Consider the following 26,526-nt stretch of genomic DNA (forward strand, 5'->3'; position numbering starts at 1 on the left):
GCCGATCGGCCCGACCGCACAGGACGCGCGTCGGGGACACGTCGGGGGCACCGGAGCGCCACCCCGGAGCTGCGGCCGGCCGGATCGGCCGACGGGGGTCGCCGGCCGACCGGCCGCCGGCCCGACGGCGACGGTCAGCGCAGCGATCCCCCCCACGACGTCCAGCCGGCTCCGGCCGTCGAGTACGTCCAGAGTCCGTTGTCGTTGCCGCGCGCGAAGACGTCCAGCCGACCGGAGCCGGCATCGGCGGTCACCGCCGGCGATGACGTCAGCACGCCACCGATCGATCGTCCGGACAGCGAGATGTCCTGGCTGCCCAGACGGTAGGCGACGACGGGGCCGGCGCCGCCGCCGTTCGCGTAGGCCGGCGCCGAGCAGATCGGGGTTCCGACGCTGTCGAACCCGCCCGCCGGCCGCACGCGGTACTCCTGGCCGTTCAGGCCTCGGACACCGACCACCGTCCGGCCGTTGTCGCCGGCAGCCGCACCGGGCGCGGACGCGAGTTGGCCGCCCACCGACTCCCAGGAAGTCCAGCGGGAACCGGTCCAACTGATCCGCCACAAGGCGCGATCCGCGCCCCGGCCGTAGATGTCCAGTCTCCCGGGGCTCGGCGCGACCGCCGCGGGCGCCGACGTCAACACACCCCCCAGGCTCTCCCACGGCCACCACGGGCCGTCCGGCCAACCCACCCGGTGATAGAGCCCGCCATCGGTACCGACCGCGAACAGGTCGATCCGCCGACCGTCCCAGCTGGCTGTGGCCGGTCCGTTCCGGGTCACGCCGCCCACGGACACCCACCCGGATTGCGCCGTCCGGTACCAGACCGCATCGTCGTTGCCCCGGACGGAGACCACCGTGGTCGAATCCAACCGGGTGGCGGCCACGCCGCTGGGGACCGGATCGTCCGCCGGACCGTCGCAGGGCCATACCGGCCGAATCCGGAGGATCTTGTCCTGCCCGTTTCCGTTGCTGGTGGTCACGAACAGGTCGCCATCCGGTCCGAGTTGAGCAGTCCGGAGCCGGCCGAACGTGCCCGAGAACGCAGTCCCGATCGGGTCGGCGGTGGCGGTCGCAGTGGCTCCGGCGCTGGTCACCACCGCGCCGTCGTCGCCTCCGGTCAGGGTGACCTCCGGCCCTGGTTCCGCCACCGTCGTCGCCGGATCACCGGCCGCCGTCCGGGCGACCTGGGAAGTTTCCGCGACCGAGAACATTCGCAGGGACACGCCCTTGAGCGTGGCGACGGCCAGCGCGCCCTCCCAGGCGCCCCACCCGGTGCCGACCAGGAAGGTCCCCCCGGAGGTCGCGATGGTGGGACTGCCCGACGACCATGCCGCCGGCGTCGCACCCTCCCGGGTCATGGGGGTTCCGTTGTCCTGATATGCCCCGCCCGGCCCGACCGGGTTCCAGCCGTAGTCGGCGCCGGCCGCCAGCAGATTGATCTCGTCGTCGCGGTTCGGACCCTGCTCGACCGACCACATCCGGCCGGTCGTGGCCCGCCAGGCCAGCCCTTGGGGGTTGCGATGCCCGAAGGTGAAGACGCGCTTGGCCCAGTCGTTCTCGTCGGCCGCGAAGGGGTTCTCCGGGGCCGGGTCGCCCGCGGTGGTGACCCTGAGCACCTTGCCGAGCGGGCTCGTGATGTCCTCGGGGCCGGTCGGCGAGTTCCCGTCGCCCGTCGACACGTAGAGCAGCCCGGCGTCGTCGAACCGCAGCCGGCAACCCACGTGGCGGCCCTCGGTGTTGGCGGGTCGAATGCCCGATACGACGGTGCCGTCACGGACCGCCGACCCGTAGTCCGCCGCGACCCGCCACCGCACGACGGAGGTCGCCGATCCGACCCCGGGCTGCGCGGGGTCGGGACCCCGCAGCGTCTGGCAGATGTACAGGGTCCGATTGTTCGCGAACCCTGGATCGACGACCAGCCCCATCACTCCGGACTCGTTACCGGTGAAGTTGTCCGCGAAGTCGGCATCGAGATATCGGACCTCACCGGTCGGCAACACCGCGCCGAGGCCACCGCGAAGCTGATCGAACAGCATCGTGCCGTCCGGGGTGAAGGTCACGTCCCACGGGTTGCTCAGCCCGTCGACCACTGTGCTGACGGTGAGCTCGGGCACCGGCGGATTCGCGGCCGCCGCTCGCAGGCCGGCCGGACCCGTCGTCGCCGTCGCGGCCGGCGCTGCGGCCACGACGGCCGTCAGCATGCCGACCAGCAGCACCGCCTGAACCCGGAGCAATCGCTGCCGCCGCGCCGGACACGCCATGGTGGCCCCTCTGACATCGATGGTCGTACCGCCGGGAGCCCGATGGCCGCACCGCCGGGCGATTGTAGACAGGACGACTTCACCGGCCACTTACGCGGACGGGCGGCGCGCAGGGGGACGATGAATGACACTTGGCGTCGGCGGTCTGCGCCGGAGCGAACTCGGACCGGAACCCAGGATGGGAGAGGAAGTGAGCAGCTCACTGCTCGACGGGTGGCTCCATCTCCTCATCATCGTCCTCGGGGTGGCGGGAGCGGCATTCCTGCTGATCAGACCGGTTCGATGGTGGTGGATCCGAGTGGTGCCGCCGGTCTTGGCCGTCTCGACCGTCGCCGCATGGGCGGTCGGCCGGTTCGTCGCGCCCCACTACGTCGGTGAAGAACTCAAGTTCGAGATCGCGCTCTGGGTGGCGGTCGGGTTCAGTGCCATCGGGCTGGCCATCGGTTGGATGTTCCGCTCGACCTGGTGGCAGCGGGTGCTCGCGGTGGTGGCCGCAGTGGTGGTGGTGGCCGCCGCCGCCAACCAGATCAACGCCTACTATGTCCAGTTCCCGCGACTGGGCGACCTGCTCGGCGCGGGCTCGGCCTCCGAGATCTCGGGTCCACCGGTCGTCGGGCCGAGCCGAGCAACGTCATCGTCCCCGGTGCCGGCCGGCCCCCTGACGACCACCTGGAACCCGACCGGGAGCAACATCCCCGCCGACGGGAAGGGCCGAACCAGTACGATCGACCTACCGGGCACCGCGTCAGGCTTCGCCGCGCGCCCGGGGAAGGTCTACTACCCCCCGGCCTACTTCGCCGACAATCCGGAGCCCCTTCCGGTGCTGATCCTGATCGCCGGTCAACCCGGCGAACCGGGCGACTGGTTCCTCGGTGACCGGGTGCAGAACATCATGGACGAGTTCGCGGCCGCTCATCGCGGAATCGCACCGGTCGTGGTGGTCCCGGACGCTCTCGGCGCCTCGCTGTCGAACCCCGGCTGTTTCGATTCACCGATGGGGAACGTGAACACCTACCTGGCCAAGGACGTCCCGGAGGCGATCGCCAACCAGCTGCTGGTCGATCCGGACCGGTCGCATTGGGTCATCGGCGGGTTTTCCTATGGCGGAACATGTTCCCTGGTGATGGCGACCAACCATCCCGACCTGTACCGGAACTTCATCGATATCTCCGGCTTCGAGGATGCCGTGCTCAACGACGGCCAACTCCAGGAGACGATCGACAAGGTCGCCGGTGGCGATGCCACCAAGTTCAAGTCGATGAACCCGAAAGATCTGATGACCAGCAAGCGGTTCGACGGCTCCGGCGGTTGGTTCATCGCCGGGTCGGAGGATGGCGGCATCACCACCGGCATGCAGCGGCTCAACGCGATCGCCCAGGCGGCCGGGATGGATACTCAGTTCTGGGCGAGCCCCGGTACGGGTCACGATTGGACGACGGCGGTCAACGGGTTGACCCAGGCGCTGCCGTGGGCCGCGAAGAAGATGAATCTGACCGGATGACCCGACCAGAATGATCGACGGCCGAGGTTCCGGACACCCGTCGACGACGCGAGGAGGTGCAAGCTGATCAGCCACGATCGACGGACTTCCACCGAGGGCGGTGCCGATCTCGGGTCGCCGGCTCCCTGGCTGCTCGTGATCCGCTCCCGATGGCTGCTGCCGGCGGTCACCGCCGCCGTGTTCGCGACGACCTGGCTCCTGGCCCGGCAGTCGTTCTTCTTTGCCGACGATTTTCTTTTCGCCGACTATTTCATCCACAACCGGGTGACCGTCGAGGAACTCATCCGGCCCTGGTTCGGCCACCTGATGCCCGGCTACATCCTTGCCGACGTCGTTTTCCTCAAACTGTTCGGCCTGTCCTGGGCGCCGGCCGCGTTGATCATCGCGGGAATCCACGCCGGTGCTCTCGTCGCACTGGTGAGGTGCCTCGACGCGGCCCAGCAGGCCCGCCGTCTGAACGTCCTCGCCGGGATCGCCTTCTCCTTCTCGATCGCCCAAGTCGCACCCGCGATGTGGTGGGCGGCGAGCCTGAACAACTTCGCGGCCCTGGCACTGTGTATCTCCACGCTCGGATGCCTCACGCGATGGGTGGTACGGCGTCGGGTCCAGTACCTGGTCGCCGCCTTGGCGACCTACGGGGCTGCCGTTGCCTTCAGCGAAAAGTCCTTGTTGTTCTCGCTGTTCTCCGTGCTGTGGTGCTTTCTCGTGCTCTGGCGCGGCCGGCGACTGAAGGCGCGGCTCGCGCTGCTGCGGACCACCTGGCCGGCCTGGGCGGGCATCGGACTCATCTCACTGGTGGTGGTCGTCCGATTCGTCACGGGGTCGTACCTGGCGTCTTCGGGTGAGGCTGCGTCCACCGCCGAGTCCGCGGCGTTCGTCGGCTGGGGACTGGTCGGCGGCCTGGTCCCGTCGCTGTTCGGGACCGATCTGTGGCTGTTCCACTCATCGCCTCTCACCTGGGCCGCGGTGGTCCTGGCGAATCTCGTGGTCATCGTCCTGATCATCGTCTCGGTACGGAGGCAGCCGGCGGTGGTCGGCGTGTGGGGCTTCGTCGGCATCTGCGTCCTGCTCAACCAGGTGGCCCTGTCCCGGCGGGCCGACCTCCTTGGAATCCAGAACGCGGGCCTGCTGCGCTATCACATCGAGAACACCGCCATCGTCTGGCTGGGCCTGGCCGTGATCGCGTCCTCGGTGCTGCTCGCGCGCGTCGACCGGGCCCCACCGGATCGAGAAGGCGCCGGTAACCGGCCGCGCTCCCGCACCACGCTGGTGGCCACGGGTGCGGTGCTGGTGGTGTGCGGAGCTCTGTGGGTGCAGTCGACGGTCCTGACCGTCCAAGCCAGCCCGGGCCACGAGGCCCGGCTGTGGATCGATCGCGTGGCCCAGACGTGGCCCACCGACGCCGACCCGAAGCTCCTCAACTTCCCGGTTCCCGGCGGGATCGTGCTGTCCCAGATGTACCCGTACAACATGAGCAAGCGGGTTCTGCCGCAGTTGATGCCCGATGTCCAGTTCACCGACCAGACCAGCCAGGCCTGGGTGGCCGGCATCGATGGCACCATCGGACCCCTGAAGTTCTTCCGGACGGCCGAGGCCGACATCTCGACCTGCCTCGCCGACGGTGAGTCGGTCACTGTGCCGATCTCGGTGCCGAGCGGCTACTGGGTGCTGATCGACTACCAGGCCGAGGCCCGGGGCGCCCTGGTGGCGCCGCACAGCGAGCTGGACCCGCTGACCCTGGAAGCCGGCTCCGACGGAGTGGTGGGGTACGCGCCACAGGGTGTCCCGGACGGCGGCCTGCAGCTGACCGCCAAGGGAACCTCGGTCTGCCTGAGCACGGTCACGGTGGGGCTGGTGGATGTGGCACCGAAGGGCTGACCCAGCCGAGGCGGCTCCGGGTAGGCCGGCCGTCGCCCAGCTCCCTGTTGGCCGTCACCCACCCGGGCCGCACCTGGCGACTCGGTGCGAGTCACGCGGCACGATGAACGCCCCTTCGATGGAATAATGGGCAATTGTGGAGTGTGACGGCGGGACAGGTACGGCGCCAGGCGCCGACCGCAGCGTGCCGGCCAACCAGTTGCCGGATCCGACGTGGAGCGGCCGATGACCGGCGCCACGAAGGGCTCGTCACCGGATTCGGCAGCGCTGGGCACGCCGGACTCCCCGCCGCCGACCCCGCCGGCGGCTCCCGCACCCGTCCAGCAGAAGGAGCCCGATCGCCCACCGGGTCGAGCCGGCGTCGCCGGGATGGGCTGGCTCCCCGGCATCGAGGCGCTTCGCGGCATCGCCGCCGGAATGGTCGTCCTGCACCACAGCTGGTCATTGTCGACCCAGCCGCATTTCCCTGGGTACGAGATCATCGAGGGGTTCGGCAGCCTCGGGGTCAATCTGTTCTTCCTGCTGTCCGGGTTCCTGCTCGCCGATCAGTTCTGGCGCCCCAAGGAAAAGCGCAGCCTCCGCGGGTTCTGGATCAGGCGGTTCTTCCGGATCGCTCCCGCGTACTACGTGACCGTCGGCGTGTTGTTCCTGTTCTTCGCCGAACACTCATTGCTGTTCAGCGCCCAAGGCGTGAAACAGATCGTGGCGAACGCCACGTTCATGCAGTACATGTTCCCTTCCACCTCCAGCTCGCTCAATGTCGATGGCGCGTTGTGGACCCTGACCGCCGAGTTCCTGCTGTACCTGACCCTGCCCGCCATGGCATTGCTGTTCATCCGGGCACCGTGGCCCACGTTCATCGCATTGGTCGGAATAGGTGTCGGCTGGCGGCTGTGGGTGGCCCTCGGCGGCGACGGCCTCCGCGAATTCTATTTCGGCCCACCCGGCACCGGGCCCGACCCGGGGATCCAAAGCCTGTTCCTGTCCCGGCAATTCTTGGGTATCGTGCCGATCTTTGCGCTGGGCATCGCGCTGAAGTACCTGGTGACCCGCGGGCATCTGGACCGCCTCCGGGCTCACCTGCCCAGGTACTTCTCAGTGCCCCTGGTCGTCATTTCCATGGTCCCGGCGCTGGCCATGCTGATGTTCGTCGAACGCGCCTCGGACTATCGACACTGGATCTGGTTTACCGGCTTCGACTACGTCGTTGCCCTGCTTCTGGTGCCGGTGCTGCTGATCGCGGCACAACCCGGTAACCCTTCGCCGGGATTCCTGGGAAAGGGCGCCACATGGCTGGGCGACCGGAGCTACAGCCTTTACATCTGGCATTTCCCGATCATTCTCTCCGTCTACGGCCGCGGCCCATTGGTGTATCCTCCGGACGTTACCCATCCCTGGGCGAAGCTCGCATTGATTGCCGTCCTGTCCCTCACCGCCGCGCACATCAGCTATGTGACCTTGGAGCGGCCCGGGGTGGCCTTCGGCCGCAAGCTGGCCGCGCGATACTCGAAGAAGAGCTGATCGCCGGCGGGGTAGCAGCGGGGCCCGTCATCGCGCTCCGCACTTCGCGAAAAGGGTGGTCGGCCGCGACCACGAGCACGCACCACTCACCGGCGGGTGGGTCCATTCGCACATAGGAGCGAGACGGTCTTGACGGGCGATCCGGCAGATTCTTCCACCGGCCTTCAGCCGGGGTCCGGCTCCACCACACGACCGGCCGATCCGGCCACGGACACCCCACGAGCCACCCGTGACGCGCGCCTGTACCTATGGTTGGTGTCCGGGCTGATTCTCGTCCAGGGCCTGTGGATCTTCAACCTGAATCGTCGCTCCTTCATCCTCGTCGACGACTATCTGTTCCTGCAGCAGGCAATCGAATCCGACCTGTCCGTCGACTATCTCCGCACGGACATGTTCGGTCACTTCTCTCCCCTGCTGCGCATCGTCTACAAATTGATGGCCACATTCGCCAGCGGCCAGTTCATCTACTTCGCGATCGTCCTCGCGCTCTTTGCCGCCGGCGTGATCGCAGCCGTGGCCTTCATGATCCGGCAGATCAGCACTCGGCCGATCGTGCTCTGGTACGCAGTCATCACGGTCGGGTTCGCCATCTGGACCCTTCGGCCGGCCCTGGTCTTCACCAACGGTATCCACGTCCTCCTGGCGACCGGGTTCAGCACCCTGGCCGTCGCCTTCTTCATCCGCCTCTGCGTGACGGGAAGCCGCCGGAGCCTGTGGGCCGCCTCGGCCGCCTACCTCCTGGCCGTCCTGGTCCAGGAAAAGCCGCTGCTGCTGCCCCTGACGCTCGTTCTGCTGCGCTACGGGGTGCTCGCGGAGACCAGTTGCCCGCTGCGCCGCCTGCCCCGACAGGTCGTTCGGGACTGGTCGACGTGGGCGCCACTGTTCGTGATCTGGTTGCTGAGCGCGATCAATCAGATCGCCTTCTACCGGCCCAATGTCGCGCCGGCCAGCGTCGATGACGTCATCGAGACCCTCGGGCTGAGCGCGCGTGCGTTCGTTCAGTCCCTCGCCGGCTTCTGGGGCGACGTGCTGGATCCACCCTGGCGGGTCGCCGCGTGCTGGCTCGTGCTGCTCCTGATGGTCGCTTTCGTCGCCTGGACGAGTTGGGCCCGGCGGGGCGCATGGATCGTCTGGGCCCTCTTCGCCGTTGTCTACCTGGCGAATTTCGCGCTGCTGGCGTGGGGCAGAGTCGGCCTTTACGGACCCTCGTTCGTCCTGGAGGCCAACTACTACCTCGAGGTCGGTGTCTGCTGGGTGATGTGTGTGGCCCTGGCGCTGCGCCGGCCGCTGCGCCGAGCGGCGCTCGACGGGCGGGCCCGGTCAGCCGACTCCTGGCCCGCGGTCGCCATCCTGACCCTGTTGATCGCGATCTTCCTGCCGCACGTTCTCGTGACGGCCCCGCGCTTCGCCGACCGGGCGATCGGCTCCGCCTCGGCGGTGCGCGACTACCTCGACAACGCCAACGGCGACCTGGACAGACTGCGTCAAGCCGGTCAACCCTTCGACGTCGTCCCCACCCTGGCACCCCCCGCCTACATCTTCGCGGGGATCACCTCGCCGTACACCGAACTGGTGAACGTCCTGCGCATCTTCCACCGGCCCGTCGAGCCGGTGCCCGCCGGTGGCCGGCCGGTCATCGTCGACGATGCCGGGGTCGTTCGTGATACCCGGCCGGTGGTGCTCGACGAGTGGACGGACCCGGGCCAGGGATGTTCGCGGGTGGAACCCGGCGGTCAACTGGAGGTCCCGATCACGGCGAGCTCGTCGACGTCCGGTCTGTGGCTGGTGGTGCGCTACACCGCAGAATCCGACGCCACCGCCCAGGTCACCGGGTTCGACAACAGCAGGTATTTTGACACCGCACTCCCCACCGGTCTCGACGGCCAGGGCACGCTGGCCATCGCCCGCATCCCGGATCCCGCGATCGACGCCGTCCGGATCAGACTGCTCAATGGCGGGCCGGTGTGCATCGCTACCGTGGCTGCCGTCGAACTGGTCGCCGCGGACCCGGCCACCCCGGACCGCGACCCAGGTGCGATGCCCGGCGAATGCTGGCTGGTCGACCAAACCGGATCAAGGGTTCAGCCGCAGCCCTGTCCGGCGTCATGGGGGCGGCAGTTCCCTTAGTGACCGAACGTGACCGCCGTGGTCGCTAGACTGGCTGGTCAATCGCCCGGACAGACCGGTTCGCCGTCGGCCGACGGTCGGACAAGTGAACCGCAGAAGTGGTGGGATGGTCGTGCCCGACAGCGTCGACGCGGTCCGCGGCGTCATCACCGACGCCGATGCCGACGCCGAGGTAGCCACCCGCACCGATCGGATCGGCAGTTCGGCTTCGTCCTCGTCCTCGCTCACGGCCCTCGTCCTTGGCTTCGCCACCGGACTGTGCTGCCTGCTGGTGTGGTTGCGCCTGCGCGACACCTACGTGTTCGCGGACGACGACTTTGTCCAGTTCGAGGTGGCGCGCCGATCCGGCCTGGGCTGGGAGTTGCTCACGCTCAACGTTTTCTCCCACTTCGGTCCGGTGAACCGGCTCGGTCATCTGCTGCTGCTGCACACCGAACTCGACGTGACTGTCGGGGCCGCCGTCTCGACCGCCTTGGTCGGGATCGTGCTGCTGTCCACGATCTGGCTGGTGAGCGAACTGGGCATGTCCCTGGTCCGCCGTCTGCTGGTCGTCGTCGCGACCGGCGCCTCGCTCGGCCTCACCGACGTCGCACACTGGACGGACGCCGCCTGGCACATCCTGCCCGTGCTCGCCTTCACCAACGCGGTGGTCGCGATGCACGTGCGTGGTCTGCGCACCGGCCGTTCGCTGTGGTTGTGGGCCGCGGCCGCGGTGTTTCCCTTCGGCCTCCTGATCCAGGAACGAGCCGCGTTCGCCCTGCCGATCGTCGTTCTGGTCGATGTGCTGCTGGTGTGGAATCCGGCGCCGGTGCGCGAACGCCTCCGCCGGCTCTGGTCGATCCGCCGGCCGCTCCTCGCGATGACGGTGACGGCGGCCGCCGGAGCCGTCCTGATCCAGCGCTTCTACGCCGGGACCGGGACCGGACCGCCGCTGGGTGTCGTTGCACGCACCATGGTCATGGCGTTGACCTACCAGTTCCCTCAGCTGACCGGCTATCAGCCGGTCTCGCCACCGACGCCGGCCATGCAGCTGGCCACGATGGTCCTCGGGCTGGTGCTGGCGGTCGGGGTGGTTCTGGTGAACCGGGCCAACCTCGGGCCGGCGCTGTTCATCGTTGCGGTCTTTGGCCTGTACTGGGGCTTCCTGGTGTTCAGCCCGATCCTCAACGCGTGGAACGTGGCCGGGACGGCCGCGCGGCTCAGCAACTCGGCCTACCTGACTCTGCCGATCTTCATCGGACTGGCCAGTATGCACGGCCCGGCCCGCTGGTCGACCGCACTGGACCGGCTCCGGTCCGCCCATCCCCGTCGGTGGCTGGTGGCCGGCTGCGTCGCTGCCCTGCTCGTCGTGACGATCGTCGACGCGAACGCGCGCCAAGTCATCCAACGCGACTGGGCCGCCGACCGTGCGGCCAACGACTTCTTTGCCGGAGCCCGTGCCTCGGCCGAGCGGTGGACGGACCCGGCGCTCACCGTGCTCCCGCTCCACGCGCCCGAGCGAGTCACTGCCTCCGGCCCATGGGTCGAGGCCTACGGTGAGGAGTCGTTCCTGCTGCCCCTGATGGCGCCGGGCTGGGCATTGACCGAGCTGACCGACCGAACGGTCATCCTGGACGATCGTGGCGAGGTTCAACCCGTCACGCTGGCGACCGTTTCCGCCGCGGACCGGCCGGCCGGGGACCAGGTGTCCTGCAATTCGCCGACCACTGACACCGACGGGGTCCAGCTCGCCGTTTCGCCACCGGCGACGGCGACGCCGCTGTTCGCGGTGGTGCACTATCGGTCCGATTCGGACGGCCTCATCCGGTCGATTGCGTTCGATGGTGACCGGTTCCGGTTCGGCGCCTGGAAACAGCCCATCCTCGCCGGCAGCCACCGAACCGTCGTTCCGTTGCCATCCGGCACGGTCGACGCGGTGCGCCTGTTCGGCATGCCGGCGGGCTCGACCTTCTGCGTGGAATCGCTGACGGTCGTGACTCCCGTGGCGGTCAACCCGGACGGAACCTGCCAGCAGATCGACTACTACGGCCGGCCGCAACTCGCCGTCAGTTGCCCCGACCGGGGTTGAGACTCGTCGGTCCTCGCCGGCGGGCGATCACATCACCAGGAGGATGCCCGTGGTCGGGCCTCGACGGTCAGCGACTCTCGATCTTGGTGAGGCTCAACGTGAAGCTCACCAGGAAGACCTGAAGACCGCTGACCACCAGCACCATCCCCCAGATCGGCAAACGCATGGAGGACGCGGGGTCAAGCTGGCCGAATCCGTGCGAACCCCACAGGACCACGGCGACGATGAAGGCCGCGATCCCCAGCATGGTCGAGATCAACCCGATGATGACTCCGCGTTCGAGCGTGAACCGCCCGAGAGTTCGTTCCAGTCCCGGCTGCACCGGCAGCACCTTCAGGTCGGCGGCGTACGAACGGGCCACCACCGCCAAGCCGATGGTCTGGATTCCCGCGACCGTGGCCGTCGCGCAGGCCAGCATGGTCTGGACGCTGAAGGACACCTCACCGATGGTGAGGGTACCGAAGGACAGCCATACCAGGCCGGAGCCGCCGAGCACGAGCAACAGCAGGCCGGGGTAGAGCATCAGCCACCGGGGGCTCAACGCCAGCAGGAACCGCAGGTGGCGCCAGCCGTCACGCCACGTCCTCAGGTGCGGCGGTCGTGACCGTCCGTCCGGCCGCAACACCGTGGGGACCTCTTCGATCCGCAAGTTGTTCAGCGACGCCCGGACCACCATCTCCGACGCGAACTCCATGCCGTCGGTCTGCATGCCCAGCGCCAGGATTCGATCGCGGCGGAAGGCGCGGATGCCGCAATGAAAGTCGCCGACCGGGATGCGGAAGAACAACCGTCCGATCCTGGACAGCACCGGATTGCCCAGGTACTTATGCAATGGCGGCATCGCTCCGGGCTCGATACCGCCCTTGAACCGATTCCCCATCACGAGGTCGGCACCGCCGCGCAATTTGTCCAGGAATGGGCCGAGATCGTCGAGCGCATAGCTGTCATCGGCGTCGGCCATCAGGACATAGGTGCCGCGCGCGGCCTCGATACCACCTCGCAGCGCCGCGCCGTATCCGCGTCGGGGCACCGGCACGACCCGGGCACCTTCGGCTTCGGCAATCTGTTGCGATCCGTCGGTCGAGCCGTTGTCCGCGATGACGACTTCGCCGGCGACGCCGAGCCGGTCGAGCGACGCGCGCGCCTTGCGGATGCAGACGGCGAGCGTCTCCGCTTCATTCAGGCAGGGCAGCACGACTGTCAGCTCGTACGCGGTCGGCGTTGGCTGCGGCTCTCCGGGCGACGGATCAGTCTCCAGCAGCCCGTCCTCAGCCCTGACCGCCGTCATCGCGGGACCCGGCCGACGGCGAAGACCGACTGCCCGAAGGGCGCGCGATGCTTGTCCTCCCAGCGACGCGCCCGGGGCACCACCTGGCTGTCCCACGTGGCCAGCAGCCGACCCTCGCCGGGTGTCATCCGGAGCAGTCGCATTCCGACGAACCAGGCGGCCAGACCCGGGATGTTGACGTACTTGGCCTGCTCGACGGTGAGACCGGCCGCCTGCATGGTCGTGGTCATCGACGACACCGTGTACCGCCGGACGTGCCCCACCGCCCGATCGAACTTGCTCATCGCGAACTCGAAGGCGGGGACGAACATCACGACCGCGCCGCCCGGCCGCACCACCGTGTGGGCCGCCCGGAGGGCGCCGACGTCGTCCGGGATGTGTTCGAGGACGTTGAACGCGACCAGCGACGAGTACTCGGCCGCCGGCGGGTTGAGGATGTCGATCGGCTCGACGTGCACCCGCGGCTCGTCGGCGAACCGGCGGGACAAGACCCCGAGGCGGGACGGATCGACCTCGGTCACGGTGAATTCGGGGATACCCGCCGCCAGCCATCGCTGCGCATAGTCGCCCAGGCCGCTGCCGAGTTCCATCGGATGGTCGCCCAGGAACGGCAACGCGAGGTCGGTCAACCATTCGTGGTAATTCACCGCACCGGCGACGGATTCCAGCGTCTGGGACTGCAAAGCCGAGTCGCCCAGCGCCGTCGGCAAGGGGACGGCAGGCTCGGCGGTGACCGTGTCGACCACATCATGTTCGACCTTGGACGACCGGTCGTCGGTGACGACATCGGAATCGGGTCGCTTCTTGGGATCGATGGTGTGCACCCCACAATGCCTCGGGAATAGAAACGGCCGGCCTCGGGCCGGCGCAACCAGGATCTCATGCCCGGAGACATGCACGGCCCAACGACAGCGCCGGAAACCTGCGCCCGCCCGCCCGACCGGCTCGCCGCCGGCAGCACATCACTATTCGTGATCACTAGATTACGGACAGGGAGATAGGGCATCCTACCTGCATGGTGCGTACCGCAGCGAAGGCCGGACGATCGTTGCTCGCCACAGCGCTGATCGGGGCGTTGATCGCGACGGCCGTGGTGGAGCTCGCCCCGGCCGCGACGGCCGCGACGGCCACGGCGCCGACGGCGGCTCGGCCGGTGCCGGCCGTCACCGTCGGAGCGACGCCGAGCCTGGCCGTCACCGAAGTGGTCACCGGGCTGGCCAACCCGTGGGACCTGTTCTTCCTGCCCGACGGTTCGATGATCTACAACGAACGTCCGGGCCGAATCTGGAAGCGGACCCCCAACGGCGCCGTGTCCCAGGTGTCGGCAGACCTGTCCGACCTGGCCGTCACCGGTGAGGTCGGGCTGATGGGCATGGTGGCCGACCCGGACTTCGCCACCAATCGCACGTTCTACACGTGCCAGGGTCACGTCAACGGCGGCAGCAATCCGGCCGATGTCCGGGTGGTCAGGTGGCAGTTCAATCCCGCGCTGACCGCAGCGACCAGATCAGGCGAACCGCTGGTGAAGGGCATCCCGCAGACCGCGAACTACCATGCCGGCTGCCGCCTGCGGTTCGACAACGACAAACTGCTCTACATCAGCACCGGTGACACCGGCTCGGGCACCGCACCGCAGAACCTGCAGAGCCTGAACGGCAAGGTCCTTCGCGTCAGCCGCAACGGTGCGGTTCCGTCCGGCAACCCGTATGCCAGCAGCTCCGACGCGAACACCCGACTCGTCTTCACCCGCGGGCATCGGAACCCACAGGGGTTGGCGCTGCGTCCCGGGACCAACGAGATGTGGTCGGTCGAGCAAGGGACCGACCGGGACGACGAGATCAACCGGTTGGTGCCGGGCGGCAACTACGGGTGGAATCCTCGAAAGCCGCCGTCCGAGACGTACGACCAGAGCACGCCGATGACCAATCCGAACGTGCCGTCGGCCATAGCGGCCGTTTTCACCACCGGCTACCCCACGCTGGCGCTGTCCGGCGGCGCCTGGTTGTCCGGCACGCAGTGGGGCCGGTGGAACGGCGCCTTCGTGGCGGCCGCGCTGAAGAACAGCTCGATCCGCGTGCTGAGCATTGCCGGCCAGCAGACAGTGGTGAACATCGACAATCCCGGCGAGCTGAACGGCACGTACGGCCGGCTGCGGAGCCCGCTCCAGGGCCCCGACGGCGCGCTGTACATCACCACCGACAACAGCACGGACGGGAAGATCCTGCGGGTGACCCCGACCCGCCAGAGCCCCGGGGACGGTCGCTGTTTCGCGGCCAATTCCGACGCCTCGGCACCGACAAGCCTGGTCACCACCGGATCGGCCACCACTGCCTACGTCATCGGCGCCGGTGGCGCGCTGTTCGGACGTTCGATCGAGCCAGGTGCGCCTTTCGTGAACCTCGGTGGCAGCGCCCAGTACGGCCCGGGCGCGGTCACCTGGGACGGGCGCCGCACCGACGTCTTCGTCGTCGGGACGAATTCCGAGCTGTACCACCGGTTCACCGCCGGCGGACCCTGGTCGGGGTGGGAATCCCTGGGCGGCGCGCTGACCAGCTCTCCCGTGGCGGTCTCCTTCGCCAACGGCACCCTCGACGTGATGGGTCGCGGCAGTGACAATTCGTTGTGGAGCAAGCGGTGGACCGGGTCCGCCTGGACCGATTGGGCGTACGTCGGTGGGCAACTCATCGGAGCCCCCGGCGCGGCCGTCGACCCCGACTCGATGCGCGGCACGGTCGGCGTTCGCGGTGTGGACGGCGAACTGTACGAACTGACGCTGACGGCCGGCGGTTCGTTCTCCGGATTCACCAAGACCGGGGTGCCGATCTGCTCGTCACCCTCGTACAGCGCCAGGGCCGGTGACGGGGAGTCGTTCGACTGGGTCTTCGCCGACCGGGACGGCGGGCCGGTGCGGGTGGTCGGCGATTCGGCCGGCCAGCTGGGCGGGTCCATCCGTGGCGCACCGGCCACGACCGCCACGAGCGGCGGCGGCTACGCCGTGACCGGACGCGGATTGGACGGCAGCCTGTGGGTCTTCGACGCCCGCGTGGGCTCGGGTGTCTGGCGCAGCCTGGGCGGCCAGATCCGATAGCGACCCCGACGGACACGATGCGCGCCGGACGTCGCCGGCATCGCATCGCAGGTCACCGGGTGGGCACGGCCGAGCGGGCCGGCCCGCCACCCCAAATGACACCCCGACCAGATGGATACCTGTGGCTGGAGGAGACGCCGACGTGACCCAGGACGACCGGACCACGACCGACCCACGCTCGCTCGGAACCGCCCGGCGGACCGTTCTGCAGGCTGGTGCGCTGACCATCGGAACCGCGATGCTGGGAATCCAAGGGGCCCCGGCGACCGCCGCGCCGACGCCGTCGAGCTCGGCCGGCCGAGCGGTCCTCGATCCGCCTCCTACGGACCCCGGGCCCGACCCGGCGACCGGCGCCGGCGAGGACGGCGCTCCGCCGCCACCCGGTCAGGCCGGCCCGGGCCAGCGGGCGATGGCTGCGGCCGGCAGTCTCGGCGCGACCTCGTACAACGGTTGGACGGTCGCGTCGCCGCCCGGTTCGACGATCGGCATCCAGAACTTCACCGTGCCCGGCACGTCCGTCGTGTTGCCCATCCGATCCGGCGATGTCGCGACGATCCTGCTGTACGTGGCGCAGCGGTTCAACGCGGAGGTCGAGCCGATCCTGGCCGGGCAGTGCTGGGGCTACTCCTATCGCCCGAACGTCAACAACCCATCCGTCTGGTCGAACCATGCGTCGGGGACCGCGATCGACCTGAACGCGGTCAAGCATCCCAATGGCGGGGCGAACACCTTCAGCTCCCCCCAGATCGCGGCGGTCCGCCGGATCCTGTCGGTGACCGGCGACACGGTGTATTGGGGACAGGACTACCGAGGCGTCGTCGACGGGATGCACTTCGAGATCAACGTCCCACCGGGAGACCCGCGATTGGCTCAGGCCATCACGCGGATCCGCGGGGCCGGTTTGCCCTACGTTCCCGGCGTCGACTCCTACCGGGACGGCGCCGGGGTGCGCCACGTCTTCGGCATTTCTCCCGCCGGCCGCCTGCAGGAACTCACCAGCCCGGCCGGCTCCCGCTTCTGGCAGGTCGCGAACGCTTCGAACGGTGGGTACGTCCTGGGCACACCGGCGGTGACGTACCGCAACGGGCGATGCGATGTGTTCGCCATCGGCGGCGATGCCGCCGCCTGGACCCAGTACCGGGTCGACGGCGGTGGCTGGTCGCCATGGCAGTTCATGGGGGGCGCCGGACTCGCGGCCGGGCTGACCGCGCTCGTCGATTCGGCCGGGCGGCATCACGTCTTCTGCGTGACGAAGTACGGCGAAATCTGGCAGTACGAGGGCTCTTACGGCACTGGTTGGGGCCTGCAGAATGTGACCAACAGCGGCATTCTCGCCGGCACGCCCGCCGCCGTCTACCGCGACGGCCGCTACGACGTCTTCGGGATCGGCATGGACAGGTCGATCTGGCAGATGAGCTACGTCGAAGGATCGGCCTGGTGGACTCCCTGGCGCCAGATCGGCGGAACCGGCATCGTCGGCGGCGTGGAGGCGGTGCGCGACGCCAACGGCGCCTACCGAGTGGTCGGCGTCGACTCCTCGTCCCGACTTCAGCAGTTGAGCTCGTCGACCGGCTCGACCTGGTCGACGACGAACATCAGCAACGGGGGTCAGGCCAAGGGGACGCCGGCGCTCCTGTGGAATTCGGGCTCCCTGGACGTCGCCGCGATCGGCCTGGACACCCAATGCTGGGTTCAGTCGACCGATGGCAACAGCTGGAGCGACTGGGTTCCGATGGGCGGCGCGTTCGGCTGATCGGCAGCCGTCGTTACCCGGAGGTCTCCTGCCCTTGCACCCAGTCACGCAGCACGGCCAGCCCTCGCGGCAGGTCCCATTCCGGACGCCAGCCGAGGTCGGCCGTCGTGTCCGTGACGTCACAGGTGGCGAACCGGACGTCGCCGTCCCGGAACGCCCCGGTCACCTCGGGCGCCGGCGCCCCGGCCGCCGCAGCGATCGTCTCGGCCAGGTCGGCGATGGTGGCCGTCTTGCCCAGCCCGACATCCAGGATCCGGAAACCGCCCGCCGGCGGCTGCGCGGCGGCCGCGGCCAGCGCGTCGGCCACGTCGTCGATGTAGACGAAGTCACGGACCACGGCGCCGTCCTCGTAGAGCGGGATGCGCTTGCCCGCCCCCGCCATCCGGGTGAACAACACGACGATGCCCGTGTAGGAGTTCGTCAGTGACTGGCCGGGGCCGTACACATTCTGCAGCCGCAGGATCGACAGGTCCGCTCCGGTCGCCAGACACCAGCTGCGCAGGATGTGCTCCTGAGCAAGTTTCGTCGCGCCGTAGATGCTGGTGGGGGCGGGGGCGGTCGCGGCCGCCCGGCTCGGCACGCCGTGGCTCGGCTCCCCCGACGCGGGGACACAATCCCACTGGGCGCGGGCGAGCTGGGCGTGCCCGCGAGGCGCCGGGTAGAACGCCGCGCCCGAATCGGTCTCCCACTGTCCCTCGCCGTACACCGCCCGACTCGAGGCCAGGATGATCTGCGCCGGGATGCGGGAGTGCCGCAGCAGCGCATCGGTCATCACGGTGGTGCCGACCACGTTGACCTGTCCGTGCCGGGTCGCCTGATCGAGCGATTGTCCGGTCCCGGTCTCGGCGGCGAGGTGCACGATCAGCTCGGGGTGGACCCCGGCCAACAGTTCGTCCCAGACCTGCGCGTCGGTGACGTCGCCGATCACCAGCTCCGCGTCCGGATGCAGCTCGGCCGGCCGCGCACCGGTGGGGTGGATCTGCGGGTGCAGGTTGTCCAGCGCCATCACCGTGAACCCCTGGGCGATCAGCCGGTGGGACAGGGCGCTGCCGATGAACCCGGCTCCGCCGGTCACCACCGCGACTCGAGGCGCGGATCCGGCTGCAGCCTTGGTCATGTGTCGTCCTTTCAATCAGAGAGAGTGCGGCGGGCCGAGCCCGCCGGCGGGTTCCGGCACCGATGCTCAGCCGCGGCTGAGCATCAGGTTCGCCTGCCCGTCCGGTCCCGCCGTGTCACAGAACTGCATGATCTCGCTGGTATCCGCCTCGACGGGCACCGCACCGCGCAGCAGGGCGGTGTGGAATCCGCCCGCCCGGTACTCGGCCAGCACTCCTTCCGGCGAGACCTGCCGTGCGCGCAGGGCGGACGGCCAGAACTCCACCACCAGCTTGATCTGGGGATTGCCCGTGAGAATTCTCGTCATGCCCCTGATGACCTCGGGTTCGTAACCCTGGACGTCGATCTTGACCGTGTCGACGCGCCCCTGCACCAGGTCGTCCATCCGGGTCACGGCCGACACCGCGGTCGACACCGTCGCCGCGCCGGGCGTCGGGGCGCTCACCCTCGTGTCACCGACGTTGTGCTCGGCGGTCGACACCACGACGGTCCCCCGCCCGTCGCCGAGGGCCAGCGGCCAGACCTCCACCGGTACCGGCAGGTCCCAGGTATTGAGCGCCAGCACCTGGGCCGACACCGGCTGCGGCTCGAACGCGTGGATCTGCGATGGACGACAATGCCGAGCGATGAGACGGACGAAATACCCCACGTTCGCCCCGACGTCGACGAACACATCGCCGGGTTTGACCAGCCGGCGGAGCAACTCACCCTCCTCCGGCTCCCAGGTCCGGTTGGCCTGCAGGTACGGGAGCATGACACCGTCGGTGGATTCGAGCCAGACCGGTCCGGCATCCGAATCTGCCTGCGTCAGGCCCGGTCCCGAGTACGGCCTCGGCACCCGGACCGTCGCCGCGCCGGGCGGGGCCGGGGTCCCGGACCGGCCCAGACGTCGAAAGAACATCCTCATCCCGCTTCCTGCGAAGGTTCACACGCTGGTCGAATGGGGCACGGTCGAACGCGCATGCGCTCAGACCCGGGTCGGATACGCCAACCGATCGTCCACGACACCCTGATCGCTCCAGCCCAGGGTGCGGCCGCCAAGGTTGTCGATCGAGACGGTGTCGGGTTCGCGGTCGAAGAATTCCTTGATCAGGGCCTCGACGTCGGCGCCGTCCGGTACCTCGATGCGGTACTCGAAACCGAGCACGGAGACCCGGATTTCCGGACGGGAATCCGGAATCACCTGGCAGGTGACCTGCCGCGGATCCGCCGCCCCCCTGGACACCCAACCGATGTCCACCCGGTAGCCGAACTGCCGGCCGGCCTCTCGAACGATCTTCTCGATGCCGTCCCGGTGCATCTTCTCCAGCAGGCCGGAGGACCCGAAGGCCGCCACCTGGCTGCGGAACTGGGGGTAGCGCATATCGATGATTGCCTCGTTGGCCGGGACCGTTGTCATCCCGTGCGAGAGCAGGCCGGCCTCGACGTTGGAGCCACCACCCTGGTGGTACACGAAAACCCCGGGCGCCAGCCCGATCCGGTACCCCGCCCGGCGGCTGCGCAGCGTGAAGTCCGTTTCCTCGCAGTAGCCTCGGCCGAACACCGGATCCATGAGGCCGATATCCCGGACGACCGTGGTCGGGACGATGATGCAGAAGGAGATGCCCGCCGGGATATCCATCACGTTGTGCCCGAACACCCCGCGCAGACCCGCGGAGATCCAGTTGACGACACCTTGATCGGCGAGGTACTGGTCCGGATCGGAGTTCGGCAACGAGTACATCGAGACGTTGTTCGACAAGGCGGTCACCGAGCCCAGCGTCTCGTCCGACCGGATGCACGCGATCAGGTCACCGACGACCGTGCTGGGCACGATGATGTCGGAGTTGCAGATGATGACGTAGTCGTAGCCGCCGGTCACCGCCCGGTGCAGGCCCAGGTTCACATTGCGCGGGATGCCCAGGTTGCGTGGCGTGTTGTAGTACTGGATCCCGCTGCCGGCACAGAGCTGCTCAAGCTCCTGGCTCCAACCCGGCTCCGGACTGTGGTCATCCAGGATGAGGACGTCGAGCTCGAACCCGTCGCGCGAGATCTCCTGGGCCGATCGCAGCGCCCTCGGCACGAAGTCGCGGCCGTTGTAGACGGTGATACACATCAGAACCCGGGGCGTCATCGGCGCAGCAGCTTCCCGACGTCGCTGCGCACGCCGGCCCGCGTGTCGCCGAGTTTGCGCACCACCCGGTAGGCCATCGAGGTCTTCATGGTGGCCAACTCGGCGGCCAGCAGTTCGAGCTCGGCGATCCGCAGCTTGGCCAGTCCGAGTTCGGAACGGGTGGCGAGCAGATCCTGACCGAGTTGGGTCAGTCTCGTCGTCAGATCGATGACCCGGGCGTTGGCAATCTCGAAGTCGACCAGCGCCCGCTCAAGATTCACCGCGTCCATGGCCGCGGCCGTGCCGTTCGGTGATCGGTCCGGCCCGTCTGCCGCTGTGGTCATGTTCGATGCTCTCTTCGGGTCGTTGTGCTCATTGGCGGACTGGTCTGGCCCCGGCGGTCCTAGCCGGGTCGGCCGCTCGGCCGGGACAGGGCGTCGAGGTAGGCCTCGATCAACTGGTCGGCCGCGGAATCCCAGGTGAGTTCGCCGGCCACCTTCTTGACCGCGGCGACCTGCGCCGACGCGACGCCGGGGTCCGAGGCCACCGACGCGATCGCATCGGCCAGCGCGGTCGGTGTCCATTCCCGGGCGACCACCGGCATCCGGTCCAGGAACTCCGCCAGGGGTCCGAAACTGACGAAGACCGTGGGCGTGTCGAATTCGGCCGCTTCGAACGGAACCAGCCCGAACCCTTCGGCCGACGTCGGGTACACCACGACGCTGGCGTGGCGCAGCAACCAGTTCCGCTCGGCGTCGGACACGTCCGCCAGCACGATAGGGTCCGGACCACCCGAGGCGGCCAGCACCTCCTCGTTGCGGGTGGAGCCCTCCGGGACCGTGACGCCCGCCATTACCAGTTCGAGCTGATGGCCACGGCGACGCAGCTCGTGCCACGCCCTGATGGCCAGGTCTCTGTTCTTGTGCGCGTAGGACGTGCCGAGCACGAGGGCGAACCGGGCCGCGGCCGAGCCTCGATCCAACAGTCCCTTCGGAACCGACAGACGCCCCTGCATCCCGCTCAAATGATCGGTGCCGTTGGGGATGACCGACACCTTGCCGGCGAAGGGCAGCAGGCCGGCACCCCGAATCGAGTCCGCGGTGTCCGCCGAGATCGCCACCACCGAGTCGACCCCGACCAGGGTCTGCGCGAGAGCGGAGCGGTAGGTGAGCCAGTCCAGGCCCGTGCGGTGGTAGTAGCCGTTGTTGTAGGCGATCAGGTCCTGAATGGTGATGACCAGCCGGCGGCCGATCTGCGCCCAGCGGTCCAACGGCAGCGGGCCGTGCGGCTGGAACGGCCGATGGATGATATCCACCGTCGGCGCGTCGGGAAAGGTGCACGCCTCGTTCCTGGTGAGGAGCACCTTGGGATGCCGCAGCACCTCGATGGCGTAGCCCGGGGGCTGCGGGCTCGGGATTGGCACCACCACCCGACGAACCAGGGGATGCCCGGTCAACGCGCGGATGTTGGCCAGCACGGCGACCTGGGTCCCGGTCTCGTGCGGTCCGAAACAGCTGCCGTCGATCAGCAGGTCGACGCCGACCAGCTCCGCCTTCCGCAGGTACAGCACATCGGCCAGCGGGCCGCCGGGGGCGTTCTTCTCGACGTCGTAGAGCGAGGGAAAGAACGGGTGGGCACGGTGCAGCCGGTCCCGAGCGCCCGGGTCCTCGCGGACATCGGCCTTCTGATCGGCGACCGTCGGTGTCGTCAGGAAGGTTGCGGAATCGAGCACGTTGAGGAACCCGCGCTCGACCCCGCGCAACGCCAGGTCGACGACGGCGACATCCGGGTCGGCGATGGACGAGCGCAACCCGCCGAGCGACCGCACCATGACGCTCGGCACGACCACACAGGACCCGGCGGGCACCGGGATCGGCACGGGCTCTCGGAACCGGGCGGACCCGCGCAGCTGCGTGGTCACCGTGGCTTCGTCGTGACCGGGCGGCATCAGCCCGCTGGGCGCGTTGCGATCCGGGAAGCTCAGATAGCCCGCATTGTTCGACAGGAAGGAGATCGTGCAGACCCGACCGTCCTGCTCGGCGAAGCCCCGCGCCCGGTCGAAGGCGGCGGGCGGCACCACCACCGGGGCCGTCACCACCGCGATCGCCGTGTGCTCGCCCTGACTGAGGATGTCCAGAGCCTGCGGCAAGGTCCAGTCGCGGACCGCGACCTCCATGTCCCGGCCATCGAGCAGCACGTCTCGACTGATCGGGGACAGCGCGAGCACCGCGACCCCGGACCGGATCAACGAGAACAGGCTGGCCCACCACGCGGTCAGGTCGTCGCCCACCAGCACGATCGCGGCGACGGCCGCTCGCGCGCCGGGGCGCGCCGAGGCCCCGTCCCCGTCACCACCGGTCACTGAGCTCCCCGATCTCGATCTGGGCCGCCAGGTCGTCGACCCGAAGCATCCGGCCGGTCACGCCGGGCTCCATTCCGCCGCCAGGCGGCCGCTCAGGCACCCCCGTTGAGGTGCTCCGACGTCGGCGCCGAATGCTACCAGCGAGGACACCCGCCTGCGCCGGACGAGCCGCCGGCGGTACGGTGCCCGGCTCACGGGCGCCGGTGGATCTCCCACAGGGCGCCGGCCGCCCGGGTCCAGGTGAATTCCCGGGATCGGGCCAGGCCGCGTTCGCGCAGGCTTGCGACGAGGTCCGGGTCGGCGAGGACGGCGCCGATGGCCGCGGCCAGCGCGGACGGGTCCTCCCGGGGCACGATCACGGCGGCTCCGGCCGACAACTCGGCCAGCGCCGGCGCGTCCGAGCTGATGACCGGCACGCCGGCCGCGAAGGCCTCCAGCACGGGCAATCCGAATCCCTCGGACCGGGACGGCGCCACCAGGGCGACCGCGCCCTGCATCGCCGCGGCGAGATCGTCGTCGTCCAGTCTGCCCAATGCCTGGACCCGGGACGGCGAGACGCCCACGCTCGCCGCGCCGGCCGCCAGGTCGACCCCGCCCCACCCGGGTTGGCCGGCGACGGCCAACCGCACGTCGGCGGCGACCGGCCCGGCCATCGCCGCGATCAGCACGTCCAAGCCCTTGCGTGGCTCGAGGGTGGCCACGCTCAACAGATAACGGCCGGTCAGACCCAGTCGCCGGCGGCGGTCGGCGGCGTCATCCGGAGGCACCATCGGCGTGACCCCGTGCGGCACGACCTGCACCCGTGCGATGGCGGCGGGGAAGATCCCGGCCAGGTCGTCGGCGACCGCGCGGGACGGAACGACGACGGCCTTCGCGGTGCCCATGGCGCGTTCGACCATCGCCCGGTGCCAGGACACACCCTGCGGACTGAGCGTCTCCGGGTGGGTCCAGGGGACGGCGTCGTGGACCGTCACCACGGCGTTGGCCAGCCGGGCCGGCGCCAGCGGGGTCGTCGCCTGCACGGCCGCACCGCGGATCCACGGCGGCAGCGACCGCCGCCACAACTGGTTCAGGACCCGGTGCCCCACCGGCAGTCGATGCGGGCCGTCGGCCCCGGCGATCCTGGCCGGGCTCAGGTCACGGTGCCACGCGGTGACCGTGCGAACCCGCCACCCCGGCGGACAGGTGGCGACCAGGGCCGCGGTGATCTGGTCCGCGTAGCGACCGGTTCCCCCCGGGACCGGCGCAAGACACTGCTCGACGATGACGGTCAGGTTCTTGTCGGGCACACCGCTCACCGTAGGGTGCGACCTGTGAATGCCGATCTCGTGGTAGTGGGCGCCGGGTTCTTCGGGCTCACCGTCGCCGAGCGCTGCGCCGACGAACTCGGACTTCGGGTGGCCGTCATCGACCGCCGCTCCCACATCGGCGGAAATGCCTACAGCGCGCCCGAGCCACAGACCGGGATCGAGATCCACCGGTACGGCGCGCACCTGTTCCACACCTCCAACGACCGGGTCTGGGAGTACGTGAACCGGTTCACCGCGTTCACCGGCTATGAGCACCGGGTCTACACGGTGCATCGCGATGAGGTCTTCCCGTTGCCGATCAACCTCGGGACCATCAACCAGTTCTTCCGCGCCTCGCTCACCCCCGGGCAGGCGCGCGCGCTGATCGCGGAGCAGTCGGCCGAGGTCGCGGCCGGTGCGGCGGTGAATCTCGAGGACAAGGCCATCTCGCTGATCGGGCGACCGCTGTACGAGGCGTTCATCCGGGACTACACCGCCAAGCAGTGGCAGACCGACCCGCACGCGCTGCCCCCGGACATCATTGCCCGGCTTCCGGTCCGGTACACCTACGACAACCGGTACTTCAACGACACCTTCCAGGGTCTGCCGGTCGATGGCTACACGGCCTGGCTCGAGCGGATGGTCGACCACCCCACCATCGAGGTGCACACCGGCGTCGACTTCTTCGACGACGGGCCATGGGGCCGGTCGTCGGTCCGGGGCCGGGTGCCCGTCGTGTACACCGGCCCGATCGACCGGTACTTCGATCACGCCGACGGCGAGCTCTCCTGGCGCACCCTGGATTTCCAGACCGAGGTGCTGCCGATCGGGGATTTCCAGGGCACGTCGGTGATGAACTACGCCGACCTGGACGTCCCTTTCACCAGAATCCTGGAGTTCAAGCACTTCCATCCCGAGCGCGCCTACCCCACCGACGCGACCGTCATCGTCCGCGAGTTCTCCCGGTTCGCGGAACGACACGACGAGCCGTACTACCCGGTGAACAGACCAGCCGATCGCAGCCGCCTGCGGCGATACCGCGACGCGGCCGCCCGGGAACCGGGGGTGCTGTTCGGCGGCCGGCTCGGGACGTACAAATACCTGGACATGCACATGGCCATCGGGTCCGCGCTGACGATGTTCGACGGCAGACTGCGCCCCCACTTCACCCGGGGGACCCCATTGACCGGTGGCCCGGACGACTGAGCGAGCATGCCGGGAACCGCGATCACCCGAACAGAAGGAGCCGGCCGTGAGTGGCGACCCGCAGGCCAGAGCAACGGCCGCGATCGACGTGGCACTGCCCTATTACGGCGACATCGACCTGATGAAGCAGGCGGTCCTCAGTGTGCTGGGGCAACAGTTCACCGATTGGCGGCTCCTGGTGGTGGACGACGGCTACCCCGATCCGGAGCCCGCCCGGTGGTTCGCGGAGGACATCACCGACCCGCGCGTGCGGTACGAGCGCAACACGACCAACCTGGGGGCGAACGGCAACTATCGCAAGTGCCTGGAGCTGGTCACCGCCCCCCTGGTGGTGGTGATGGGTGCCGACGACGTCATGCTGCCGAACTTTCTGCAGCTCGCCCTCGCGTCCTTCGCCAGGTTCGAACAGGCCGCGATCGTGCAGTGTGGCGTCGCCGTCGTCGACGAGCACGGACGCCTCGTCCGGCCGCTGGCCGATCGGGTGAAGGAGTACTTCACGCCGACGGTCGACGGGCCCACCATGCTGGCCGGTGAGGAGCTGGCCGCCAGCGTGCTGCGGGCGAACTGGACGTATTTCCCCTCCTTGGTCTGGCGGACGGAGCGCATGCGTCGGATCGGCTTCCGCGAGGGCCTGCACGTGACCCAGGACCTGGCCCTGATCCTGGACACCGCCCGGGACGGCGGCGGCCTGGTCCTGGACCCCACGTTGGCGTTCCTGTACCGGCGGCACTCGCAGTCCGACTCGTCCGTCAAGGCGCTGGACGGTCGACGGTTCGACGAGGAGCGAGCCCTGTTCGCCGCCGAGGCCGACGACTTCGCCCGACGCGGCTGGCCCAAGGCCGCCCGGGCGGCCCGACGGCACACCACCTCCCGGATCAACGCGCTGTCCCTGCTGCCGACGGCCGCCCGGTCGGGGAACGCCGCCGCGCTGCCCAAACTGGGCAAGCACATCGTCGGCTAGCGCGGATCGGCCGCC

18 protein-coding genes are annotated in these 26,526 nt (G+C 69.1%); 9 read left to right on the forward strand and 9 right to left on the reverse strand.

Features of this window, described 5'->3' with window-relative positions; translation table 11 throughout:
- Positions 1-134: 134 nt before the first annotated feature.
- A complete protein-coding gene (locus ACILSK_RS05915) occupies positions 135-2,261 on the reverse strand; it encodes a PQQ-dependent sugar dehydrogenase (RefSeq protein ID WP_395726210.1) in 2,127 nt (708 codons plus the stop codon).
- 190 nt (positions 2,262-2,451) lie between these two features.
- On the opposite strand from ACILSK_RS05915, the gene ACILSK_RS05920 reads away from it, so the two are divergent.
- From ACILSK_RS05920 to ACILSK_RS05940, 5 genes are all read left to right on the forward strand, one after another.
- Positions 2,452-3,762, forward strand: a complete 1,311-nt coding sequence (locus tag ACILSK_RS05920) for an alpha/beta hydrolase (RefSeq protein ID WP_395726211.1) — start codon at positions 2,452-2,454, stop codon at positions 3,760-3,762.
- Between the two features lie 135 nt (positions 3,763-3,897).
- Positions 3,898-5,640: a hypothetical protein gene (locus tag ACILSK_RS05925; RefSeq protein ID WP_395726212.1), complete on the forward strand. Its 1,743-nt coding sequence runs from the start codon at positions 3,898-3,900 to the stop codon at positions 5,638-5,640.
- A gap of 225 nt (positions 5,641-5,865) precedes the next feature.
- The gene (locus ACILSK_RS05930; protein ID WP_395726213.1) at positions 5,866-7,161 is read left to right on the forward strand and encodes an acyltransferase family protein; all 1,296 of its coding nucleotides are present in this window, start codon (positions 5,866-5,868) and stop codon (positions 7,159-7,161) included.
- Between the two features lie 255 nt (positions 7,162-7,416).
- A complete protein-coding gene (locus ACILSK_RS05935; RefSeq protein ID WP_395726214.1) occupies positions 7,417-9,288 on the forward strand; it encodes a hypothetical protein in 1,872 nt (623 codons plus the stop codon).
- Positions 9,289-9,394: 106 nt separating this feature from the next.
- On the forward strand, positions 9,395-11,356 hold the full coding sequence (locus ACILSK_RS05940; RefSeq protein ID WP_395726215.1) for a hypothetical protein: 1,962 nt from the start codon (positions 9,395-9,397) through the stop codon (positions 11,354-11,356).
- Between the two features lie 67 nt (positions 11,357-11,423).
- Here ACILSK_RS05940 and ACILSK_RS05945 read toward each other — a convergent pair whose 3' ends face one another.
- Positions 11,424-12,644: a glycosyltransferase family 2 protein gene (locus ACILSK_RS05945; protein ID WP_395726216.1), complete on the reverse strand. Its 1,221-nt coding sequence runs from the start codon at positions 12,642-12,644 to the stop codon at positions 11,424-11,426.
- The gene (locus tag ACILSK_RS05950; protein WP_395726217.1) at positions 12,641-13,468 is read right to left on the reverse strand and encodes a class I SAM-dependent methyltransferase; all 828 of its coding nucleotides are present in this window, start codon (positions 13,466-13,468) and stop codon (positions 12,641-12,643) included. The genes ACILSK_RS05945 and ACILSK_RS05950 overlap by 4 nt, the downstream gene beginning before the upstream one ends.
- Positions 13,469-13,659: 191 nt before the next feature.
- Here ACILSK_RS05950 and ACILSK_RS05955 point away from each other — a divergent pair, with 191 nt between their 5' ends.
- Positions 13,660-15,732, forward strand: a complete 2,073-nt coding sequence (locus tag ACILSK_RS05955; protein ID WP_395726218.1) for a PQQ-dependent sugar dehydrogenase — start codon at positions 13,660-13,662, stop codon at positions 15,730-15,732.
- Between the two features lie 142 nt (positions 15,733-15,874).
- Positions 15,875-17,485, forward strand: coding sequence for a M15 family metallopeptidase (locus tag ACILSK_RS05960; RefSeq protein ID WP_395726219.1), 1,611 nt, complete (start codon positions 15,875-15,877; stop codon positions 17,483-17,485).
- Between the two features lie 13 nt (positions 17,486-17,498).
- On the opposite strand, the gene ACILSK_RS05965 is transcribed toward ACILSK_RS05960, so the two are convergent.
- The 6 genes from ACILSK_RS05965 to ACILSK_RS05990 form a co-directional block, all read right to left on the reverse strand.
- Positions 17,499-18,602, reverse strand: a complete 1,104-nt coding sequence (locus ACILSK_RS05965; protein ID WP_395726220.1) for an NAD-dependent epimerase/dehydratase family protein — start codon at positions 18,600-18,602, stop codon at positions 17,499-17,501.
- A gap of 66 nt (positions 18,603-18,668) precedes the next feature.
- Positions 18,669-19,508 carry an FkbM family methyltransferase gene (locus tag ACILSK_RS05970; protein WP_395726221.1) on the reverse strand — a complete coding sequence of 280 codons (840 nt, stop codon included), beginning with the start codon at positions 19,506-19,508 and terminating at the stop codon, positions 18,669-18,671.
- A 60-nt stretch (positions 19,509-19,568) separates the two neighbouring features.
- Complete coding sequence (locus tag ACILSK_RS05975) at positions 19,569-20,714, reverse strand: glycosyltransferase family 2 protein (RefSeq protein ID WP_395726222.1); 1,146 nt, start codon at positions 20,712-20,714, stop codon at positions 19,569-19,571.
- A complete protein-coding gene (locus tag ACILSK_RS05980; RefSeq protein ID WP_395726223.1) occupies positions 20,711-21,037 on the reverse strand; it encodes a hypothetical protein in 327 nt (108 codons plus the stop codon). The genes ACILSK_RS05975 and ACILSK_RS05980 overlap by 4 nt, the downstream gene beginning before the upstream one ends.
- 59 nt (positions 21,038-21,096) lie before the next feature.
- The gene (locus ACILSK_RS05985) at positions 21,097-23,055 is read right to left on the reverse strand and encodes a glycosyltransferase (RefSeq protein ID WP_395726224.1); all 1,959 of its coding nucleotides are present in this window, start codon (positions 23,053-23,055) and stop codon (positions 21,097-21,099) included.
- Positions 23,056-23,246: 191 nt separating this feature from the next.
- Positions 23,247-24,344: a glycosyltransferase family 4 protein gene (locus ACILSK_RS05990; protein WP_395726225.1), complete on the reverse strand. Its 1,098-nt coding sequence runs from the start codon at positions 24,342-24,344 to the stop codon at positions 23,247-23,249.
- 24 nt (positions 24,345-24,368) lie between these two features.
- On the opposite strand from ACILSK_RS05990, the gene glf reads away from it, so the two are divergent.
- Together glf and ACILSK_RS06000 are read left to right on the forward strand one after the other, a co-directional pair.
- Positions 24,369-25,550 (forward strand): UDP-galactopyranose mutase, encoded by a 1,182-nt coding sequence (gene glf / locus ACILSK_RS05995; protein ID WP_395726226.1) that lies wholly within the window; start codon positions 24,369-24,371, stop codon positions 25,548-25,550.
- A 46-nt stretch (positions 25,551-25,596) separates the two neighbouring features.
- Positions 25,597-26,511: a glycosyltransferase family 2 protein gene (locus ACILSK_RS06000; protein WP_395726227.1), complete on the forward strand. Its 915-nt coding sequence runs from the start codon at positions 25,597-25,599 to the stop codon at positions 26,509-26,511.
- Positions 26,512-26,526 lie beyond the last annotated feature (15 nt).

Source organism: Nakamurella sp. (assembly GCF_044224575.1).
Taxonomy (GTDB): domain Bacteria; phylum Actinomycetota; class Actinomycetes; order Mycobacteriales; family Nakamurellaceae; genus Nakamurella.

What these genes read in the sequence shown, in the direction of transcription:
- ACILSK_RS05915 (WP_395726210.1), bottom strand. Translation starts at nt 2,261, where the DNA reads ATGGCGTGTCCGGCGCGGCGGCAGCGATTGCTCCGGGTTCAGGCGGTG.
- ACILSK_RS05930 (WP_395726213.1), top strand. Translation starts at nt 5,866, where the DNA reads ATGACCGGCGCCACGAAGGGCTCGTCACCGGATTCGGCAGCGCTGGGC.
- ACILSK_RS05940 (WP_395726215.1), top strand. Translation starts at nt 9,395, where the DNA reads ATGGTCGTGCCCGACAGCGTCGACGCGGTCCGCGGCGTCATCACCGAC.
- ACILSK_RS05945 (WP_395726216.1), bottom strand. Translation starts at nt 12,644, where the DNA reads ATGACGGCGGTCAGGGCTGAGGACGGGCTGCTGGAGACTGATCCGTCG.
- ACILSK_RS05955 (WP_395726218.1), top strand. Translation starts at nt 13,660, where the DNA reads ATGGTGCGTACCGCAGCGAAGGCCGGACGATCGTTGCTCGCCACAGCG.
- ACILSK_RS05965 (WP_395726220.1), bottom strand. Translation starts at nt 18,602, where the DNA reads ATGACCAAGGCTGCAGCCGGATCCGCGCCTCGAGTCGCGGTGGTGACC.
- ACILSK_RS05970 (WP_395726221.1), bottom strand. Translation starts at nt 19,508, where the DNA reads ATGAGGATGTTCTTTCGACGTCTGGGCCGGTCCGGGACCCCGGCCCCG.
- ACILSK_RS05975 (WP_395726222.1), bottom strand. Translation starts at nt 20,714, where the DNA reads ATGACGCCCCGGGTTCTGATGTGTATCACCGTCTACAACGGCCGCGAC.
- ACILSK_RS05980 (WP_395726223.1), bottom strand. Translation starts at nt 21,037, where the DNA reads ATGACCACAGCGGCAGACGGGCCGGACCGATCACCGAACGGCACGGCC.